The sequence below is a fragment of the Colwellia meonggei genome (assembly GCF_057537295.1).
On record NZ_BAAJLZ010000002.1, the window covers coordinates 1 to 21,454 of the forward strand.

Sequence of the window (21,454 nt, forward strand, 5' to 3'; positions counted from 1 at the left end):
TTTTTGGCTCGCCGTCAACAGCTAAATGCATTTAATTTGCAGAAAATTGTTTGTTTGCGTTTTATTTGTACAAAAGTAGGTTAATTAGCTGAAAATACAAAAGAGGCGCTAAAAAGCGCCTTTAATAATATGGATTAAACTATTAATTAATCCTTATTATTATCTGTTTCAGAGGAGTTCTCGGATGATGTTTTTGCGTTACGACTATTCTCATTACGAAAATCAGCATCTTCGTCATCGCCGACAACATGTTCTAATTTTAGTTTCTTTACCGAGCGAATGGTTGTAAATGGCCCCGAGCAAGCATATAAACCAAAAATTAAGAGAAGAATGTTTTCAGGGCTTGAGGCAACAACCACAAATGCTAATACGATAAGTAATACAACAAAGAAGTTCACTTTACCTTTCCAGTCGACATCCTTAAAACTATTGTACCTGAAGTTGCTGACCATCAATAATCCGGTTGCAATGGTAATAAGACCTATAATGAAACCATACTGTTGCCCATCTATTTGATATTCACTGCCCACCCAAATCAAACTAGCAATAACGCCAGCAGCTGCAGGGCTTGCAAGTCCTTGAAAATAACGTTTATCGGCAACACCAACTTGTGTATTAAACCGTGCTAAGCGTAATGCAGCACATGCGACATAAACAAAAGCAGCTAACCAGCCAAATTTTCCAAAACTAGATAACGCCCAATTGTATGCAACTAAACCCGGTGCAATACCAAAAGAAACCATATCTGCCATTGAATCATACTCTGCACCAAATTCGCTTTGAGTATTGGTCATCCGAGCTACACGGCCATCTAAGCCGTCAAAAATCATGGCAATAAAAATTGCAACTGCCGCACTAATATAGTGCCCATTCATTGATGATACGACAGCATAAAAGCCTGAAAACAATCCTGCGGTGGTTAATAGATTAGGCAAAAGATATATACCGCGTGAAGGTGATACTTCATTTTTTTCTTTTTCTGGCATAAATTAAACTGCAATTGATAGATAAATAGAGTAGATATTAATTTAGCATAACTTTAAATACGAAAGGTAGACCATAAAAGCCTAATCGTTAATAAATAGGGTAAAAGTTTGTAAACTTGTCAATCTGTTGTTATAAGATATTGTAGCTGCTAGATTTTAATGAATAGCTAAATTAATGACAAACATTCGTTTGGAACATATGGATAGGTGCATGATGAGCATTAGAGGTGTATTGCTGATTTCTACGATATTATTATCTTTTGATGGCATAAGTGCCGAAAAATTAACGGTATATCGCTGGGTTGATGAAAATAATGTAGTGCACTTTAGCCAACAACAACCCGCACATGACAACTATACTGAAATAAGTATGGTAAATAATAAAAACACTTCGGCATTGCCTGATAGTCGGGTTACCACAGAAGCAAAAGCCCCTTCAATACCAGAAACTACTGCTAGCAGTGATGCAAGTAATGAAAAATGTATAAGCGCTAAGCAAAACCTAGCGACATTGAAAGACTTTGATAAAATTCAATATAAAGATGAAAACGGCAATATAAAAGTGCTTAGTGAATTGGAAAAACAACAACAACTTGAGATGAATACCAAACAAGTTGAAGTTTACTGCGAAGATAATTAACCTCTTAATCGCAGTAAACTGATTACTTTGGTAAAAGCTATACCTATTTATGTTAACTTTTTATAAAATTTAGTGTATTCCCTTCTAACTCAACCTTGATATGATCGCCAGCATGAAATTGACTCGCCAATAGTTTTTGCGCAAGTGGGTTTTCAATTTCGTTCTGTATAGAACGTTTTAAAGGCCGAGCACCAAAAACAGGATCAAAGCCAACCGACGCCACAAATGATAACGCCTGATCGGATAAGGTCATGGTAATTTCGCGTTCTTCTAAACGTTTAGTTAACGCGGAAACTTGAATAGCGGCAATATGCTTAATTTGTTCTGCCAGTAAAGGATGAAAAACAACAGTTTCGTCAACGCGATTAATGAACTCAGGTTTAAAATGATGGCCTAATTCAGCAATAACTTTCGCTTTCATTTCCTGGTAGTGACTTTCATCCGATAGCTCCTGAATAACATCAGAGCCAATATTAGAGGTCATAATAATTACGGTATTCTTAAAATCCACCGTTCGTCCCTGCCCATCGGTTAATCGGCCATCGTCTAGTACTTGCAAGAGAATATTAAATACATCAGGGTGGGCTTTTTCAATTTCATCCAATAATATAACTGAATAAGGTTTACGTCTTACCGACTCTGTTAAGTAACCACCTTCTTCATAACCTACATAGCCCGGAGGTGCTCCAACCAAACGAGCCACCGAATGCTTTTCCATAAATTCAGACATATCAACACGTACCAAAGCATCCTCACTATCAAATAGAAAGTGTGCTAAGGCTTTGGTTAACTCAGTTTTACCAACCCCTGTAGGGCCCAAAAATAAAAACGAACCTATCGGTTGATTCGGATCAGCTAAGCCTGCACGTGAACGGCGAATTGCATTTGAAACTGAAACTACAGCTTCTGATTGACCAATTACACGCTTATGCAGCTTGTCTTCCATTGTCAGTAATTTCTCGCTTTCTCCTTCCAGCATTTTAGCGACTGGAATACCTGTTGCACGGCTTAGTACATCTGCTATTTCAACATCAGTAACTTTATTGCGTAATAGAGTCATTTCCTGCATTTCAGCTTGCGCAGCGAGATCAAGTTGTTTTTCGAGATCCGGAATCCGGCTATATTGCAATTCTGCCATAGTATTTAAGTCACCAGTACGGCGCGCAGCTTCAAGTTCAATACGTGCTTGCTCTAAATCCGTTTTTATCGCTTGGCTACCATGCAATGCTGCTTTTTCAGTTTTCCAAACTTCGTCCAACTCGTCATAACTCACTTGGCAAGTTTCAATATCGTCTGAAATTAAATCTAAACGTTTTTTCGAGGCTGGATCTGAATCCTTAGACAAAGCACGCTGTTCTAATTTTAATTGAATTAAACGGCGCTCTAGCCTATCTAGGTTTTCTGGCTTTGAATCCATTTGCAAGCGAATACTTGACGCTGCTTCATCGATAAGGTCAATCGCTTTATCAGGTAACTGACGGTCACTGATGTAACGATGCGACAACGCTGCAGCAGCAACAATTGCAGGGTCGGTTATTTCAACATTATGATGTAACTCATAACGCTCTTTTAAGCCGCGTAAAATTGCAATGGTATCTTCAACACTGGGTTCATCAATTAATACTTTTTGAAAACGACGTTCTAACGCGGCATCTTTTTCTATATATTGACGATATTCATCAAGCGTTGTAGCACCTACACAATGTAAATCGCCACGTGCAAGCGCCGGTTTTAACATATTACCCGCATCCATTGCGCCGTCAGTTTTACCGGCTCCTACCATAGTATGTAGCTCATCGATAAACAGAATCACCTGCCCTTCTTCTTGAGCAAGCTCATTTAGTACCGCTTTTAAACGTTCTTCAAATTCCCCTCGATATTTAGCACCAGCAACTAATGCTCCCATATCAAGAGATAAAACACGCTTATTGCGAATACCTTCAGGCACTTCATGGTCAACAATACGTTGCGCTAACCCTTCTGCAATAGCTGTTTTACCAACACCTGGCTGTCCAATTAATACGGGATTATTTTTCGTTCTTCGTTGTAATACCTGAATGGTTCGACGAATTTCATCATCACGACCAATAACCGGATCTAATTTACCTTGTTCAGCACGTTCGGTTAAATCAACCGTATATTTATCTAATGCTTGGCGCGTTTCTTCAGCATTAACATCATCAACATTCTTGCCACCGCGAATATGCAATATGGCATCTTGTAGTCTTTGTTCACTAGCACCTAAACTTTTTAATATTTGTCCGAGCTTACCCTTGTCCTGCAGCGCTGCAAGTACAAAAATTTCAGACGATATGTATTTGTCACCGTGTTTTTGCGAGAATTTGTCACATAAATTTAAAATATTCCCCATAGCAGAAGATAATTGTACTTCACCACCCGTGCCGCTAACTTGTGCTAACTCACCTATCGCTGTTTCTAATTGCGCTCTTAAAGCTCTAACGTTAATGCCAGCACTTTTAAGCAATGGAATAATACTGCTAGCATTTTGATTAAGTAACGCTAGCATTAAGTGCACCGGCTCAATAAATTGATGATCTTTACCCAATGCAATCGATTGAGCATCAGATATTGCCATTTGGAAAGTTTGAGTGAATCTATCTAAACGCATAAGTAATCTCCTACTGCCATATTACTGGGCTTACATTTCAGTTACTTATGTTATAGGGATAGCAATAGCTATTTTCAAGTGAGTACTTGCACTGAACTTGACATAAAGCAAAATACTCGGTTTTAAGAAAAGTAATAGTTCGTTTACTCTCTAGTTCAATAACATAATGCTAAATCAAGCTAATAATACTCGCCATACGACCCGTTTTTCCATCACGTCGAAATGAGTAGTATTTGTCATGTTCAGTAAAAGTACAATTATAGGTATGAGAGATATTTTCAATACCTAAATCTTGTAACTGTATTTTAGCAATCATGGCAATATCAGCTAAATATTTTGGTTTATTATTTTCATTCATTCGCGGTAAAAATGCGGGTATAAATTCTTCCGAAATTTGGGCGAATGCTTGCTTAACCTCTTCACCAACTTCAAAGGCTGTTGCGCCTATACAAGGGCCAAGCCAAGCGTAAAGGCCTTTCGCTGGAGTTTGCATTTTACAAACCGTATTCTTAATTATGTTGGCTGCTAATGGTCGCCAGCCAGCGTGAATAGCGGCAATTTCATAACCATTTTTATCAGCCAATAGAATAGGCAGGCAATCAGCAGTCATAATAGCCAAAGCAATATTTTTATGCCTAGTTATAGCAGCATCAGCAACAATAGCCTGCTCTGTATGACTATTGATATGTGCAACATGGCTGCCATGAACTTGCTCTAACCACTGAATTTTCGTGTCATTAGGTAAAAGCTCTAACAATGCATTTCTATTATTTGATACATATTCAAGATCATCACCAACATGTGCGCCTAAATTAAAATAATCAAACGATTTATCTGTGCGCCGAGCATTATGAGATATCTTTTTAGAGAGGCTTTCAAACAATAAATGTGGGTTAGGTTTCAGCCGAGTCGTAGAAAAAGCCAACACCTTAGGTGTTGGCCATTCTATTATCTGAATACTTTCAAGATTCTTAGTAGTCGTTACCACTGGCATTTTCTTTCGAGTCAGCACGCAACATATTAGTTAATGTCACCATATCTTCTGGAACATCTGCATGCCAAGTCATTTGCTCACCTGTTATAGGGTGGTACAACGACAACATTGCCGCATGTAATGCTTGGCGCTTAAATTGACGGAGCATATCGCGCAATTCTTCTGAAGCATTTTTTGGTGGACGAGGACGACCGCCATAAACAGGATCTCCAACTAACGGGTGAGTAATATGGGCCATATGAACACGAATTTGATGAGTACGACCTGTTTCAAGACGTAAACGCAAACGAGTATGCAGCCTAAACTTCTCCATTACACGGTAATGAGTTACTGAAGGACGACCTGAAAACGTTACTGCCATATGAGTACGTTTTGTGGCATGACGACCAATCGGCTCATCAACAATACCACCGGCAGTCATTATGCCATTTGCAACAGCTTCATATTCACGAGTAATTTCACGCGCCTGCAATGACTCAACTAAATTAGTTTGTGCCGCGATAGTTTTTGCCACCACCATTAATCCTGTGGTGTCTTTATCTAAACGATGAACAATACCCGCGCGAGGCACAACATCTAATTGAGGGCAATGATGCAACAAGGCATTTAATACCGTACCATCAGGATTACCTGCACCAGGATGAACAACTAAGCCTGCAGGCTTATTGATCACTAAAATATCTTCATCTTCGTAAACAATATTTAATGGTATGTCTTGTGGTTCAAAGCGAACTTCCGCTTCAATTTCTGTATTAATGGCAATTTGCTCACCACCAAACATTTTTTCACGTGCTTTATCGACCACTTGGCCATTAACCGTAACATGGCCAGCTAAAATCCACTCTTTTAAGCGTGAACGTGAATAATCAGGGAACATCTCGGCCAAAGTCTGGTCGAAACGTTTACCTAAGCATGATTCGGGAACCGTATCCCGGTGTTGAATTATCTCAGCCATTAAACTCTCTATTAATTAGCACTGTGCAAGGCATGATTGCTAGGTTAGAATGCCAATGCTTATTTTACCTTTTTGCAGCAGCAATTACATTAAGTAATTACATTAAGTAGTTATCGCGGTGAAGAAGAGAATTATTTTAACTAAAACAAAGTAGTGATATTGAAGTCTATGGAAAAAATGACAATAAAAATAATGTGCCTAGTACTGATGTTAGGATTGGCGGGCTGTTCTGGAACAAATGAAAAAGAAATTGAAAAGGTGCCAGATAAATCTGCTCAAGCATTATTTGCCGATGCTCGACAATCTTTGGATAACGGTTTATACCAAAAAGCAATTCAAATACTTTCAGCGATAGATTCTCGCTTTCCGTATGGCCCTATTTCTCATCAAGTTCAATTAGACTTAATTTATGCCTATTATAAAAGTGGTGATGCTGCCCAAGGCATTGCACTAACCGATCGTTTTTTACGATTGAACCCTACGCATGCTAACTTAGATTATGTTTACTACATGCGCGCATTAATTAATGTTGCAACACAAGAAAACCTATTTCAAGATTTAGCAGGCATAGATCGCTCTGACCGCGACCCAACAGCGGCAAGAGATGCATTTAAAGACTTGAAAACCATTTTAGAAAAATACCCTGAAAGTAAATATGCAGCAGATTCTCGTCAACGTATGATTGGTATTAAATCACGCTTAGCAAAATATGAACTTGCCGTAGCACGCTACTATTTAAAACGTGAAGCTTATGTTTCCTCAGCTAATAGAGGTAAATATATTGTTGAATACTTCTCACCTAGCCCTGAAACAGAGCAAGCATTAGAAATTATGATCCTTTGCTACGAAAAACTTGGCTTAGAGGATTTACGAGTTAATGCTAAACAAGTACTTGCGGCAAATTACCCAAATAACCCGCTAATTACAAAGTAATAGCGGCGAGTAACGCAAAATTAGATAAAAAAATACCAGCTATTAGCTGGTATTTTTTTATCTAAAGAAGTGCAATTAAATAGCTTCGGCATCTTCTTCGCCGGTACGAATACGTATAACACGCTCCACATCAGTAATAAAAATTTTACCGTCGCCAATCTTTCCTGTTTGAGCGGTTTCCAAAATAGTATTCACACAACGCTCAACATTTTCTTTTGAAACAACAATCTCCAGCTTAACTTTCGGTAAGAAGTCCACCATATATTCTGCACCGCGATAAAGCTCAGTGTGACCTTTTTGCCGCCCAAAACCTTTAACTTCAGATACTGTCATGCCATTAACACCAATTTCGCCAAGCGCTTCGCGAACATCGTCCATTTTAAAAGGTTTAATTATTGCTTCTATCTTTTTCATCATACAGCCTATAAGTTGTTTTGAGACTTCGAACGTAACTTAAACATATTATCATCTTTACACACTTTTAATATCAACATATTGCCAAGAATTTTACTTTTCAAGTTAGAGCAAAAATTCTATTCAAGAAAAGACTTTGCTACACTAGCGAGACTAACCAGAGCAATTAAAATAACTTGCTGTGTATAAGATTATAAAAGAGGAAGTAGAATGAACCCGCTGGCAATAATAGATGAAATGAAAGTGTTACCTGAAATTGACGCTAGTTTTGAAATAAATCGTCGTATTGAATTTATTAAAGCAAAGCTAAAACAATCAGGTTTAAAAACATTAGTTTTAGGCATCAGTGGTGGCGTTGATTCTTCTACTTGTGGGCGCTTAGCACAGTTAGCGGTGGATTCACTCAACAATGAACAAACATCGGAAAAATCAGCGTATCAATTTATAGCCGTGCGCTTACCACACGATATTCAAGCAGATGAAGACGATGCCCAACTCGCATTGTCATTTATTCAACCAAGTAAAAACTTAACCACCAATATATTTAATGGCGTAGCGGGCATTCACGATGAAACGTTAAAGGCATTAGCTGATGCTGATATTTCATCTGCTACTGCCGGACAAATAGACTTTTCTAAAGGCAATGTAAAGGCAAGAACTCGAATGGTAATGCAATATCATATTGCAGGTATTTTAGGTGGTTTAGTACTTGGCACAGATCATTCAGCAGAAAATATCACAGGTTTTTTCACAAAATGGGGAGATGGTGCTTGCGACTTAGCGCCACTATTTGGCTTATCTAAAAGACAAGTAAAACAACTTGCCCGTGCTTTAGGTGCACCAGAACAACTAATTGAAAAAGCACCAACGGCAGACCTAGAAGAATTAGACCCAGGAAAAAAAGATGAAGACGCATTAGGTTTAAGCTATGACCAGCTTGATGATTTTCTTGAAGGTAAAAATAGCGATAAAATCGTTGAAGAAAAAGTTATCGCTATCTATTTGAAAACTCAGCATAAGCGCAACCCGATCCCAACAATCTACGAAAACTAGACATTTAACCGTGGAAAAATCCAATATTCTTGACTATACCTAGCTGTTAAAAATGCTTTCAACTAAGGAATGGTTGTTATGTCAAAGTATATTGGATTTACAATAATCGAAGTATTAGTTTCACTGGCAATACTACTCAGTTTAATCTCTATTGGTATACCTAATCTAAACAATTTCATCGTTAACACGAGAGTCGACAATGAAATAGTCACACTACAGCGCTTATTACTCGTTGCAAGAAACGCGGCATTAACGAGCAATAGCAAAGTTACCCTTTGCCCTCTTAATGACCAAGGCCATTGTACAAAGCAATGGCAAGAGGAAATTAGTGTATTTATTGATAGCAATAATAATAAAATTTTAGAGCCGATATTAAATGAAAAAGTTATAGCAAATAAATCAGCAATAAAGTCAGGGGATAAACTACAGTATGGAAAAACACGTATCGGACTAACCTATTCAGCGACAGGACATTTATCAGGCTGGGGACAGAACGCCACTTTCAGCTATTGCCCTGAAAACCACAGTGACAAAAGTAAAGGTATTATTGTAGCGCCTTCAGGGAGAACCTACGTTAGTTCAAATAATAAAACTAATACAGCAAACATTCGACGTTCAGGTCAAAAAATAATATGTAGCTGACAAATTTATTTCCATAGGTATCTTTTTCTAGCTGTAAACATTTATCAGTGCTATAAGTTAAATTAAATGTTAATCACGCAGTAAAAGTTATGTCTGAATATAAATTAACCTCATCACTACTTAGGTTTAGAGCCTCCACTAAAGGCTTTACCATAACAGAGCTTTTAATTGGCATAGCAATATTAGGCATCCTCACTGCCGTCGCAATACCAAGTTTAAATGAATATATGGTGCAATCACGCGTTGATAATGAAGTCAGCGAACTACACCGGTTAATATTAAGTGCTAGAAATACAGCAATCAACAGCGGTAATAATGTTACCGTTTGTCCCTTAAGTGGCAGTACTTGTGGTACAAATTGGCAAAATGAGCTTAGCGTATTTGTAAATAATGGTAATACGTTAACAAACAATAAAAGTTATGACAGTACGAACGAAGAATTAGTTAAAGTAAAAAGTAAAGCAACTACTGATGACACCTTAACATTCAGCCAAAGTATTATTATATTTGCGCCAACGGGTCGCTTGATTTCAGGTGGTAATGGTAACTTTAGTTATTGCCCTAAAAACTATAGTGGATTATCGCGCGGACTTGAAATATCGTTGTCTGGCCGAGTATACAAAACATCTGATAAAGACAACGACAATAAAGACGAAAATAGGGATGGTACTGAAGTTTCTTGTAGTTAAGTCAATACCATAGCCACTATTTAGGGTACGTTGCAAATAAGTTTCTTGCTTTTGGTGAACTAAAAATATCACTTAACTTCACACATTCAAATACTTGGTAAACCTGTTGTTTATTTTTACTATAAACCGTTGGTATTTTTCGGTTAACTATTCGCTTAGATAACTTACCTAAATGATTCTCTTTTACTCTAGCTAAATAAATAGATTGTAGACCTCCATAAAGCTCTACATGGCACTTCACATCAATTTTTTTACTTTTTTGTTTAACTTCAATAGCTTCAGCCGTATTAGTCAAGCTTAACACAACAAAAAATATAGCGACCAATCGAATCATATTATTTCTCCCAACATAGAGTTGAAGGTAATTTGGCGCCAGTATCACTCACTGAGAGTTTTGGGCAGCTGCCATCGTTTGATTTTTGTGGCTCAAGCGCAGTTGCTGTCAATGTAAAACCACCATCAGCTAGCGTTGCATCAATACTGTAATATTTATTTTCACTAACAAAAGGATCCGCGCTTAAACCTAAATTTTTCATATCACTAGTATAACTTCTATTATCAACATAATATTGCTCTTGCAAATTAGCAATTCGCAATAATTCACGCTGCGCTTCTGTTCGATTAGAACGAGCAACAAAATCAGTGTATGCAGGAAATGCTACAGCACCTAAAATTGCAACAATAGCTACCGTGATTAAAAGTTCAACCAAAGTAAAACCTAAATTCGACTTTCCCTGCATATTATTGTTCCTCATTGATATATAAATAGGTGCGTAAAGTCTGTAACGTAAAACCTACTGGAATTATTTTGCGACCAACAATTATATTACCAATTGCATCATCATACGTATCTGGATCACCGTCATCCTCTGGCACAACAATTAATGTTGGTGCTCCAAGGAATTGTTCATTGATTTCAACGCTTCGCTCTGGCTCCGCATCAGGGTCGCTTTCATCCCAATTATATACAGATGTTCCTAAAGCGAGATCAACTGCATACAATATCCCTTGTCCATTTGGTTGCTCACAATGAATAATATCAGGATCTAAATTGGGTGGAACAAAAGTTGTAAAATATGCAATACCATTAATTACAATCGCTTCAGCTGTACTTTTCTCACCGCTGTCAGTTAAATTGATATACCAACCAGATTTTGCACTAACAGCGATTTCAAGAGCTTCCCTTTGTTGAGTTGTTAAGACCTTATCAAAAGGGTTATCTGTGTAATCATATAAGTCCCCTAATAATATATTTGTCGGAGCTTTTGGTTCGGCACTAGAAAAAAAAGATTGAGTTTTAATTTTTTCATCTTTTATCATGAAAAAAGTATCACTAGTATCAATACCGATAGGATTAGATCTATCACCACTGCCTATTAATATCGCGTCATAGGGCTTTTCTTGATGGCTGACTATCTTGGTTGTTTGACCATCTTCATCGATAATTTCCGTTTCAATTGTTTCTGAGATAAATGTTCTCACAATTGACGGTTCATTAAAAAACCGTAAATCTGTGCTATTAGTTGTTCCCCCAAGTGCCGCTAGCTTAAATACTGTCCACGGGTTTTCACTATCATTAGGTGCAGCATCTGGCATGTCGACTCGCCAAATATTGCCACCGGTATCACCGGTATATAATCGATCAGTTAATCCATCACCATTACTGTCTAGAATACCAATACTTGATGCTATACTATCCGAACCATTAAAAGCTGTGGTTCCCCCTTCTGGAGCTAAACTCCACTTCAATGCTCCAGTAGCAGCATCAACCATATAAATTGCGCGTCCGCTAGCATCTGATGTACCAGGTGTTAAAGTATCTTTTGAGACATCATAACCACCACCAAAAAACAACACCGCATTAGCCTTAGCATTCTCTCCAGTGCCGGAAATATTCGCTTTAGAAAAACCAACTTTAGGCTGAGACCATGATTGTCCTAACTCGCTAAAACCTGTAGACGTGTTATCGATATGCCAGAGTTTACTTGGTTTGTTAGGGTTACTAATGTCTAACGCGTAGTAAGACGTGCCGCCTCGACGTAAACCAAAAAATATCCAAACTTTATCGGTACCATTAATAATGCCGTCACCATTGTTGTCTTGCACATGAGATGTGATACTGCCGTCAATACCATAAATTTTTTCAGCAGTAGAATAGTTTTCTCGAAGACCTTTAATATTTTTAAAAAACTCTTTAGGCATAAAAGCCCAGTTTTCATCAACTGTCGCACCTTTATCTTCAAACATATGAAGTACACCAGCATTAGTCCCTATAACTACTCTAATACTGGTACCATAATTAATTACAAGTGGTTTGGAGTGTAAGGGATCCGCAAAAACATCTGGGCGCATAGTGGGTATAGTGTCATCATCTAATTTGACATTATCAATATTTCTACCCATAGCCCAATCTAAATAATCACCAACATCATCTTCATGAACATCCATAGCTGTTGCTAACTTGTCACTGCCACCAAATGACGTTTCGGCCTGCGACTCTATTAACAGCGCTAACGCATCGTTGGAACCAATATCGCTATAAATGACTCGATTTGTTTTGCTTCTCAATATTTCAGCAACCCCCCCTTCAGCAACTACATCACCATCTTTCGAGTTGTCTGGCGACCAGAAGCTTGTAACTTCATCAGAGAAATGGCCATTATCAGGGTTTAGTGCAGGCTCATCATGTTTACCAACTTGAACACTATTTTTCACTTTATATTTCTTTAAATTCCCTTGCCAGCGCGGCCCATTTTCAGGCTGAAACATAGCATAATACACTGAGTTTAATGTTTCTGTTCTATCGAAGTTATTTGCAGCCACAGATGCTGAAGTTAAACTGTCGTTACTCGGTTCTAAATTTTCTAATGCATTTAAAAGCGCTGCCGTCAGTTGCACACTATCTTCTGCTCGATAATATGCCCCACCACCTAATTTAGCAGCTTCTTTTAATAATGGCGCTGCATCGTCGGCGCCTTCACTAAACCCGATAGTGAAGGTTTCAACCGTTTGTTTACCTTCTAAATTAGGATTAACATCGTTTTCATACATCCATTCAGCAACGCCTGCTAAATAATTACCACTAAATTTACTACCACTAAAATTAATAGTTTTTCCATCTTCTACAGTTGAAAGTGCAGTAATTTTACTATCAGCACCATTGTCATATGTGGGCGAGCCGTCAGTAATTAAAATGACAAATGCTTTACTACTACATGAACTAAATGGAGTTAAATATTTCCCTCCACTCTCAATGCTAGTATCACGCGGTGGTTTATTTTTGGTGTAATAGTTCCCCTGACTTTTATCATCATCACCAAATACCACATTTTTTCCTGCAAAGTACTGCTGTGCTTCATATAATGTTTCACAAAGCGGCGTCCAAGTTTGCGCTGATAATTGATTATTTACGATATCTAAAAATACTGCTTCACTGGTATCTGTCATATCCTGTATACCAAAAACAACTCGCCCGCCATTAGGATCAGTTGCGGCATCGCCATCATCATAGTTGAAAACTTGCAAACCAAAATCAATAGAAGGTGCCGCTTTAATGACTTTAGTAATACTGTCTTTGGCGATATCCATCCGGCTTTTTAACGTTTGCGCAATGTCTTCACCATGATGCCATCTTAAAAAATTATCAGTATAAAGTGTGACTAACTCACCGGACCATTCAACGTTAGAGGCAACGATATCTGTAGTATGATAGATTGGATTTTTTTTGTTACCAGCATAATTGATAGGATAACCCGGAGGTAGAGAATCAATATTGGTTGGATCGGTCGCTAAAACATCATCTTCACAATCAATAATTTCGATGTTAGCGCCATTGTTGTCAGGGATTTCATTCCAGCTGCCTGAGTTTCCCTTAATGCTGTATTCACGAATGTGCCCAGTATAAAAGCCCGTTTCATTTAGAATTTTACGGGCCGTTTCACAACTATTAATTTCTGTTAAAAAACGACGTGATTCATTATTTTTATCTGGCACTGGCAGTCCCACGCCATCAGCTCCACCCTTAGTAAAGTACACAAACTTTTCACTTAAAGAGTTATCACTTCCGAGTGCGGGGTAAGTTATCTCAGGATCATAATCTTCATTAACAGAAAGTTGAGTTCCCATACTGCCGGAATTATCAAAAATAATCAGCACTTGGGTTTTTTTACCCGCAAGTTTTACGGCTTCACTGACATAAAGTTCTATATCTTCACCAAAAGATACAGCAGATATCAATAGTAGATATATTGCTAAAATTTTTTTCATTGCTCTACTCCAGTATTTAGCTTAAATACCAAGTTCTACTTTAAAAGTTGCTGGGCAACGCCAGTATTAACTTCAACTTCATTGGTATTAGTTCGCCCGTATTTACGGACCACTTGCACACGTAAAACATTGCAAGTAAAAACTTGCGCTGATGAAGCTGATTTGGAGTGAGGGCAATCAGGTTCAAGCTCAAGGTCATTATTGGCGACTTCAATTTTCGCCGTGGTATCGCTATTTGTATTGGTAATACTTAACGTATCGGTAACGCTGCTAAAACTTTCTTCTTGAAACCTTACCATAGCTGATGCAAATTTATTATTACCCGTTCCGCCATTTACCTGGCGATATACAGCTTCATCACTAGCACTAATAGCTTCTTGTGTAGCCACAACCTTTTCTTCACTAGCGCCGGACATCTTCATGTCTGTAGTTGTATTTTGCATTAAAGCGGCTGCGACGGCTGTTAATGCAATAAGAAATACCAAAGAAACAATTAGCACCACGCCAGTTTGTCGCTTTGGTGCTATTATTTGGGTTCTGTATATTGCACCTACCATGAGTCAACTCCAGCATTATATAAGGTTACCGTCGAATTAAATAACAGTCGCCGATAATTATCATTAAAGGTTACATCTAAATCACCTAGACTATAGGTATTGGTATTAGTATATTTGTTATCAGGTAAAATGCTACGAGCAAGCACGTACACTCTAACCGCTAAAATTCGGTTATTATTGCCATTATCCCATAGTACATTGGTCATATTGTCAGCAGAAATAAAGTTATCAACTATACCGTAGCCAGCGGTTCCCTCTAAGTCAGAGTCTATACCGTACATAAATCGAATACGTTCAATGCCATCAATAATGGGATCGAAAGTCATAGTTTTTGTTAAACGGCCCTGCATTAACACAGGTACAGTATTATCACCTTGGCTCTCTTCTCGAACATAGTAAATATGATGCTGATATTGCCAGACTTGACTGTTATCCATATCAGGAATGCTAGTTCCAGTAAAAACTTCAGCTTCACTTAAATTAGCTACGATAAAATAGTTGTCACTATTAGTTGTTGTAACTGGGTTTGAAATGGCGCGTTTTAACTGAATAATGTCAGAAGATGTTTTAGCATCATCGATACAGCCCATTACTGAATTGCTCGTTACTGTTTGCCCCCAAATACTTCTAAAATGCCCAATCGCAACAGGAAACGTGGCATTATTTAGCCCTTCTCCACTGCAATCAATACTTGGTGCGTCTGGGGCGTCATTTAACATAGATAGATCAAGAGTACCTGTATAGTCACCCCAAAAATTTTGCCTTAAAAGATCATAGCTGATCACACTTAATGCAAATCGGCCATTCTCTTGTAGTTCTCCATACGTTGCTGTTTCTTCCGTGGTTGTTTTCATGCCAACAAAAACACTGAGCACACCAGCAAATAACGCCACCCCAACAGCTAATGAAATAAATATCTCTACTAAAGTAAAACCTCTTTGATTATTCATGTCAGTTGATAAATGCCTCTACGATAATTTGTCGACGTTTGCTCCCTGCAGTACCACAACTATGCTTCTTTGCGTCAACTATTTCATTACGCCCTTCCCAGCTTATCACAACAGTTACCGCATTAAGGCTATGACTTACACAACCTCTGACACCAACTAAGCCTGCTAAATTGTTACCGTCATTTACAACATCAGCACCCATAAGAGAAGACTCCCATTCGTACTGATCATTGACTCTCATTTCAGTTGCACTACATGTTCCCACAACGGTATTGCAGCGTTTCGTCGGAGGTGAATCTAAGGTTTCACCATAGTCAGTTCGGGCATATCCCGCTAAAGCTGTTGAATCATTACTACGCATTCGCTCAATAATATCTTGAGCAAGCGCTGATGCAACTGAACGTTGCATAGCGTCAAAACTACCTTTTTTAGCAGAAGCTTGCATAGCAACTGCACCTAGGATGCCTGTTACCAAAATAAAAACAGCGACGAGCACTTCAATAAAGGTCAGACCTTTGTGAAAATGAGGTGTACTAGAAAAATGACTTGATGGTGACTTATTCATTATTTAATCTCCTTTTAAATAAGAATAAATTAATGCTATGTCTAGCGCACAACAATGCTGGCAGCAGCTAAGAGGCCAATTAAACATATGTAGAATACGAACTTTACTTCCTGCACTACATTTATATGTGTTAAAAATCACTGGTGTGAACAACATTAACCCATACCTTCAACAACAAATTTTCGAATAGTTTTCCTTTCAAAATTGTCCACATTCGAAAATGAAAAATTTACCGTAAAACTCCAACTAGCCTTTTTAACATAGCTACCTCTATGAAGCTTAAACGGTAAACAACATATTCATTAAGGTTAGCGTAATTCTATTGGCACCGCAAATACAGTATTTTCTTCACGCCCAGGGTACTCTACAACTTCTTTCCCTCCCAATGACTTTAATTCGCTAATAACTTGCTGAACCAAAATAGCTGGAGCTGATGCACCAGCGGTAACACCAACCTTTGAGATATTATTCAACCACGAGGTATCAATATCCGCAGAAGTATCAATTAAATAAGAGGTAGTGCCAATTTTTTCCGCTAACTCTCGTAAACGATTTGAATTTGAACTATTTTTTGCACCAACAACTAACAGCAACTCAACTTGCTCAGCAATTGAACGTACCGCATCTTGACGGTTTTGCGTTGCATAGCAAATATCATCCTTTCGAGGACCTTGGATCAATGGAAACTTTTCTCTTAAAGCATCAATAACATCACTGGTATCATCTACTGATAAAGTTGTTTGACTGCAATAATAAAGCTTTTCGGGATTTTTAATTGTTAAGGTTGCAACATCTTCAGCCGACTCAACAAGATAAATACCACCCTCTTCACTTTCATACTGCCCCATAGTTCCTTCAACTTCAGGGTGACCAGCATGGCCAATTAAAATACACTCAATGTTCTTACGGCTAGTTCGTGAAACTTCCATATGTACTTTAGTAACCAATGGACAAGTAGCATCAAATACTTTTAGACCTCGAGACTTTGCTTCATTTCGAACGGCTTTAGAAACACCGTGGGCACTAAATATTACCGTGCTATCATCGGGCACTTCAACAAGCTCATCAACAAATACTGCCCCGCGATCTTTTAATCCATTAACAACAAATTTGTTATGCACAACTTCATGGCGAACATATATAGGCGCGTCAAACAAATCAAGCGCCCGGTCAACAATACTAATGGCTCGGTCTACGCCAGCACAAAACCCTCGTGGATTTGCTAATATAATTTCCATCTAATACCTGCTGCTATTATCTATTTAACTTCAATCACATCAATAACAAACGTGACTTCTTGACCAGCTAATGGGTGATTAAAATCAATAGTCACAGAACTGCCTGTCACATCTTTTATCATACCCGGTAATTCACCCCCTGGTTGACTAAAAGTAATAATATTTCCCACTTTTGCTGGTGCTTCTTCACTGAACTTACTGATATCCATGTAATGGATATTTTCAGGTAAAGGTTCTCCAAACGCATCGTTCGCTGCTAACGTAAACTCTTTACTTTCACCGGCTTTCATTCCCACCAATTGGGCTTCAAATGCTGGAGATATACTGGCATCACCCATAATAATTTTAGCTGGCTTTTTATTTACTTTGGTGCTGTCTGCTGCTGAGCCATCTGATAACTTCATAGTGATATGAGCAATAATCTCTGAAGAAGCTGTTACTAAATTTGTCATAAAAATCTCTTTAAGAATTAATCTTTGTCGCTTTATTATCCGGCTCGCCATTTTTAAATGAATCAAAAATCATCAAAGCGGCACCAATAAAAATCATTGAATCGGCAATATTAAACGCTGGAAAGTGGTAGCCAAATCCGTAAAAATCTAAAAAATCGATAACGTAACCAAATAATACACGATCTATTAAGTTACCAACTGCGCCACTTAACATTAACGCAAACGCAACTGATAACATTGATTGCTGCTTTGGCGTTTTGGCTAACCAAACAATAAAAATAATACTAGCAATGGCAGCAATTGCCGTGAAAAACCAGCGTTGCCAGCCACCTTGGTCAGCTAAAAAGCTAAATGCTGCACCAGGGTTTTGCATATAAGTAAAATTAAAAAACGGCAATATATTGATTGATTGGTACAAGTCCATATTGCTAACAACTAACTGTTTGCTTACTTGATCAGCAACTAAGCAAATAATAGTTAACCAAAGCCAACGTAATCCTGTTTCAGTAAATAAACTTTTCATAAATATATAATTTCTCTTCCTGCGCTTTAAACGCTTATTCTATTATGCCAATAACTAGAAAACGTGCAGACTCTATTCAAGTGCTGCACGCTTTATTATTACACTGCTTAATCACTATACCGATTAAGCGAATTGACGCACTTCACCTTTACCGTCAACATTCGTTATACAACGACCACAAAGCTCAGGATGTAGTTCATTTTTCCCAACATCTTCAGTAACATGCCAGCAACGGTCACACTTAGCACCTTCCGCTGGCGAAACGGTTAACCATAAACCTTCGACTTCAGTGGCTAAGCTATTTGCAGGCGCACTTTCAACCACTTCTACTATCGCTTTTGAGGTAATTAAAACAAAACGTAGCTCTTCACCTAACTGCTGAATTTTTCCAGCTAATTCTGCGGTAGTATATAGTGTAACAGCAGCCTCAAGAGCCTTACCAACTTGCTTCTCTTTTCGGGCATTTTCTAGTGCTTTGTTCACTTCTGTACGTACTAATAGAATGTCATTCCAATAATCATTATCTAAAGTACTAGTTGTCGCAGCTTTTGGTAGACCATCAAACCAAACACCAGTGAAAACAAACTCTTCACGAGCTTCACTTGAAGGTGTTGGTAATGCTTGCCAAATTTCTTGAGCTGTGAAAGATAAAATAGGCGCCATCCAACGCGTCATGGCTTCAGCAATTAAGTACATCGCGGTTTGACATGAACGACGAGCAACACTGTCTTCTTTCGCGGTGTATTGACGGTCTTTAATAATATCTAAATAGAAACCACCAAGCTCAGTAGTACAGAAATTCATTAATTTATGTACCACGACATGAAACTCGTATTCATCATAAGCGGCAATAATCTCTTCTTGCAGTTGTGCGGCTTTATCAACTGCCCAACGGTCAAGCGCCACCATATCATCAAAAGCAATAGAGTCAGTTTTAGGATCAAAACCGTTTAAATTTGATAATAAAAAGCGCGAAGTATTACGAATACGACGATAAGCATCAGCTTGACGCTTAAAGATTTCATCACCTGCGGTAATTTCTTGGGTATAATTTACCGACGCCGTCCACAAACGTAGAATGTCAGCACCTAAAGTATTGGTAATTTCTTTTGGTGTTATAACATTACCTAAAGACTTAGACATTTTGTGACCTTTAGCGTCAACCACAAAGCCATGAGTTAGTACTTGCTTGTATGGTGCTTTGCTGGTCATCGCAACTGACGAAATCATTGATGACATGAACCAACCGCGATGTTGATCTGAGCCTTCAAGATATAAATCGGCAATGCCGTCGAATTCTTCACGGGCATTAACTACAGAGTAATGCGTTGTGCCTGAGTCGAACCAAACATCTAAGGTATCTGCAACTTTAACGTACTCTTTAGCATCATCACCGATTAGTTCAGCTGCTTCTAGGTCAAACCACGCTTGAATACCTTTCTCTTCAACCCGTTTTGCAACATCTTCAATAAGTTCGATACTACGTGGGTGCAATGCACCGGTATCTTTATGAATAAATAATGCCATTGGCACGCCCCAAGTACGTTGGCGTGAAATACACCAGTCAGGACGGCCTTCAACCATTGACTCAATACGACGTTGACCCCAATCAGGGATCCACTGAGTTTTCTCGATTTCACTTAAAGAATCTTTACGTAGTTCTTTATTGTCCATACTAATAAACCATTGCGGTGTCGCACGGAAAATTAATGGCGTTTTGTGACGCCAGCAATGTGGGTATGAATGTTCCAAGGCATGATGATGCGCAAGCTTGCCATGCTCTTTAAGTGTTTCAACAACATTAGCATTAGCTTTAAAAACATGTTGGCCAGCAAACAATTCTGTGTCATCCAAATAGACACCATTTGCCCCGACAGGGTTAGCCACTTCTAAATTATAAAGTTTACCTACTTCGAAATCTTCAACACCATGACCAGGTGCTGTATGCACACAACCAGTGCCTGAGTCCGTCGTTACATGCTCACCTAAAATAACTGGCACAGTAAAATCATAGAAAGGGTGCTGAAGTTGCACTAAATCTAGATCTGCACCTTTACAGAAACCTAACGCGTGATACTTGGTAATACCAAAACGGTCCATACATGAAGTAACAAGATCTGAGGCTAAAATCAGTCGTTCTTTACCTTGCTCTGTTTCGCATTGTACTAAGGTATATTCAACATCAGCATGCAATGAAACTGCGCGGTTTGCAGGTAATGTCCATGGTGTTGTTGTCCAAATAACAACTGAAACGTCACCTTCACCTTGGTGGTTTTCTGGGTGATTAAATTTATCAGCAACACTTTGCTCGACTACTGTAAATTTCACATCAATGGCAGGAGATTGCTTATCTTTATATTCCACTTCAGCTTCAGCTAAAGATGAACCACAATCAGTACACCAGTGCACAGGCTTGAATCCTTGGTGTAAGTGTCCATTTTCAGCTATTTTTCCTAAAGAACGAATGATATTCGCTTCAGTATCAAAATCCATAGTGCGATAAGGTTTATCCCAATCAGCAAAAACACCAAGGCGTTTAAAATCTTCTCGCTGGCCATCAACTTGTTTCGCTGCATACTCACGACATTTTTCACGAAAAACACTCGCTGATACTTTATGCTCTGGTTTACCAACCTTTTTCTCTACCATTAATTCGATAGGTAGGCCGTGACAATCCCAACCTGGCACATACGGCGCATTAAAGTCAGATAAAGTCTTCGCTTTAATAATGATGTCTTTAAGAATTTTATTAACCGCGTGACCAATATGAATATTACCATTAGCATACGGAGGTCCGTCATGCAGAATAAATGATTTCTTACCTTTTTTAGCAGCACGAATTTGGCCGTATAAATCTTTTTCAGCCCATTCTTTTAGCATATTCGGTTCACGATTCGCCATATTTCCTTTCATCGCAAAAGACGTTGCTGGCAAATTTAGGGTTTGTTTGTAATCACTCATTAAAATA

General features: G+C 38.4%; 20 protein-coding genes. 5 read left to right on the top strand and 15 right to left on the bottom strand.

The features are described from left to right. Positions 1-146: 146 nt before the first annotated feature. Entirely contained in the window at positions 147-986 is an 840-nt protein-coding gene (gene pssA, locus AC27E9_RS06155; RefSeq protein WP_487128330.1) for a CDP-diacylglycerol--serine O-phosphatidyltransferase, read from the bottom strand. A gap of 211 nt (positions 987-1,197) precedes the next feature. Between pssA and AC27E9_RS06160 the strand changes: the two genes are divergently transcribed. Further along, complete coding sequence (locus AC27E9_RS06160) at positions 1,198-1,626, top strand: DUF4124 domain-containing protein (protein ID WP_487128332.1); 429 nt, start codon at positions 1,198-1,200, stop codon at positions 1,624-1,626. 52 nt (positions 1,627-1,678) lie between these two features. Here the strand turns inward: AC27E9_RS06160 and clpB are convergent, their stop codons facing one another. From clpB to rluD, 3 genes are all read right to left on the bottom strand, one after another. Continuing rightward, positions 1,679-4,255: an ATP-dependent chaperone ClpB gene (clpB, locus tag AC27E9_RS06165; RefSeq protein ID WP_487128334.1), complete on the bottom strand. Its 2,577-nt coding sequence runs from the start codon at positions 4,253-4,255 to the stop codon at positions 1,679-1,681. A gap of 169 nt (positions 4,256-4,424) precedes the next feature. Beyond that, positions 4,425-5,243, bottom strand: coding sequence for a peptidoglycan editing factor PgeF (pgeF, locus tag AC27E9_RS06170; RefSeq protein ID WP_487128336.1), 819 nt, complete (start codon positions 5,241-5,243; stop codon positions 4,425-4,427). Further along, positions 5,227-6,204 carry a 23S rRNA pseudouridine(1911/1915/1917) synthase RluD gene (gene rluD / locus AC27E9_RS06175; RefSeq protein WP_487128338.1) on the bottom strand — a complete coding sequence of 326 codons (978 nt, stop codon included), beginning with the start codon at positions 6,202-6,204 and terminating at the stop codon, positions 5,227-5,229. The genes pgeF and rluD overlap by 17 nt, the downstream gene beginning before the upstream one ends. 168 nt (positions 6,205-6,372) lie before the next feature. Between rluD and AC27E9_RS06180 the strand changes: the two genes are divergently transcribed. Beyond that, a complete protein-coding gene (locus AC27E9_RS06180; RefSeq protein ID WP_487128340.1) occupies positions 6,373-7,137 on the top strand; it encodes an outer membrane protein assembly factor BamD in 765 nt (254 codons plus the stop codon). Positions 7,138-7,212: 75 nt separating this feature from the next. Here the strand turns inward: AC27E9_RS06180 and glnB are convergent, their stop codons facing one another. Further along, a complete protein-coding gene (glnB, locus tag AC27E9_RS06185; RefSeq protein ID WP_487082598.1) occupies positions 7,213-7,551 on the bottom strand; it encodes a nitrogen regulatory protein P-II in 339 nt (112 codons plus the stop codon). Positions 7,552-7,761: 210 nt separating this feature from the next. Here glnB and nadE point away from each other — a divergent pair, with 210 nt between their 5' ends. The 3 genes from nadE to AC27E9_RS06200 all read left to right on the top strand — a co-directional run bounded on the left by nadE (position 7,762) and on the right by AC27E9_RS06200 (position 9,935). After that, positions 7,762-8,604: an ammonia-dependent NAD(+) synthetase gene (nadE, locus tag AC27E9_RS06190; RefSeq protein WP_487128342.1), complete on the top strand. Its 843-nt coding sequence runs from the start codon at positions 7,762-7,764 to the stop codon at positions 8,602-8,604. 78 nt (positions 8,605-8,682) lie between these two features. Further along, on the top strand, positions 8,683-9,246 hold the full coding sequence (locus tag AC27E9_RS06195; protein WP_487128344.1) for a GspH/FimT family pseudopilin: 564 nt from the start codon (positions 8,683-8,685) through the stop codon (positions 9,244-9,246). Between the two features lie 89 nt (positions 9,247-9,335). Next, positions 9,336-9,935 (top strand): GspH/FimT family pseudopilin, encoded by a 600-nt coding sequence (locus tag AC27E9_RS06200; RefSeq protein WP_487128346.1) that lies wholly within the window; start codon positions 9,336-9,338, stop codon positions 9,933-9,935. A 16-nt stretch (positions 9,936-9,951) separates the two neighbouring features. Here AC27E9_RS06200 and AC27E9_RS06205 read toward each other — a convergent pair whose 3' ends face one another. The 10 genes from AC27E9_RS06205 to ileS form a co-directional block, all read right to left on the bottom strand. Continuing rightward, positions 9,952-10,269, bottom strand: a complete 318-nt coding sequence (locus AC27E9_RS06205) for a TapY2 family type IVa secretion system protein (protein WP_487128348.1) — start codon at positions 10,267-10,269, stop codon at positions 9,952-9,954. A 1-nt stretch (position 10,270) separates the two neighbouring features. Then, positions 10,271-10,675: a type IV pilin protein gene (locus AC27E9_RS06210; RefSeq protein WP_487128350.1), complete on the bottom strand. Its 405-nt coding sequence runs from the start codon at positions 10,673-10,675 to the stop codon at positions 10,271-10,273. A 1-nt stretch (position 10,676) separates the two neighbouring features. Further along, positions 10,677-14,201, bottom strand: coding sequence for a pilus assembly protein (locus AC27E9_RS06215; protein WP_487128352.1), 3,525 nt, complete (start codon positions 14,199-14,201; stop codon positions 10,677-10,679). 35 nt (positions 14,202-14,236) lie between these two features. Continuing rightward, positions 14,237-14,758, bottom strand: a complete 522-nt coding sequence (locus AC27E9_RS06220) for a pilus assembly PilX family protein (protein ID WP_487128354.1) — start codon at positions 14,756-14,758, stop codon at positions 14,237-14,239. After that, positions 14,752-15,708, bottom strand: a complete 957-nt coding sequence (locus AC27E9_RS06225; protein ID WP_487128356.1) for a PilW family protein — start codon at positions 15,706-15,708, stop codon at positions 14,752-14,754. Before AC27E9_RS06225 ends, AC27E9_RS06220 begins: the two co-directional genes overlap by 7 nt. Before the next feature lies 1 nt (position 15,709). Further along, positions 15,710-16,273 (bottom strand): type IV pilus modification protein PilV, encoded by a 564-nt coding sequence (pilV, locus tag AC27E9_RS06230; protein ID WP_487128358.1) that lies wholly within the window; start codon positions 16,271-16,273, stop codon positions 15,710-15,712. Positions 16,274-16,581: 308 nt separating this feature from the next. Next, positions 16,582-17,511 carry a 4-hydroxy-3-methylbut-2-enyl diphosphate reductase gene (ispH, locus tag AC27E9_RS06235; protein ID WP_487128360.1) on the bottom strand — a complete coding sequence of 310 codons (930 nt, stop codon included), beginning with the start codon at positions 17,509-17,511 and terminating at the stop codon, positions 16,582-16,584. A gap of 20 nt (positions 17,512-17,531) precedes the next feature. After that, a complete protein-coding gene (gene fkpB / locus AC27E9_RS06240) occupies positions 17,532-17,963 on the bottom strand; it encodes an FKBP-type peptidyl-prolyl cis-trans isomerase (protein WP_487128362.1) in 432 nt (143 codons plus the stop codon). A gap of 10 nt (positions 17,964-17,973) precedes the next feature. Then, positions 17,974-18,486, bottom strand: coding sequence for a signal peptidase II (lspA, locus tag AC27E9_RS06245; RefSeq protein WP_487128364.1), 513 nt, complete (start codon positions 18,484-18,486; stop codon positions 17,974-17,976). Positions 18,487-18,609: 123 nt separating this feature from the next. Next, complete coding sequence (ileS, locus tag AC27E9_RS06250) at positions 18,610-21,447, bottom strand: isoleucine--tRNA ligase (protein ID WP_487128366.1); 2,838 nt, start codon at positions 21,445-21,447, stop codon at positions 18,610-18,612. Positions 21,448-21,454: the final 7 nt, after the last annotated feature.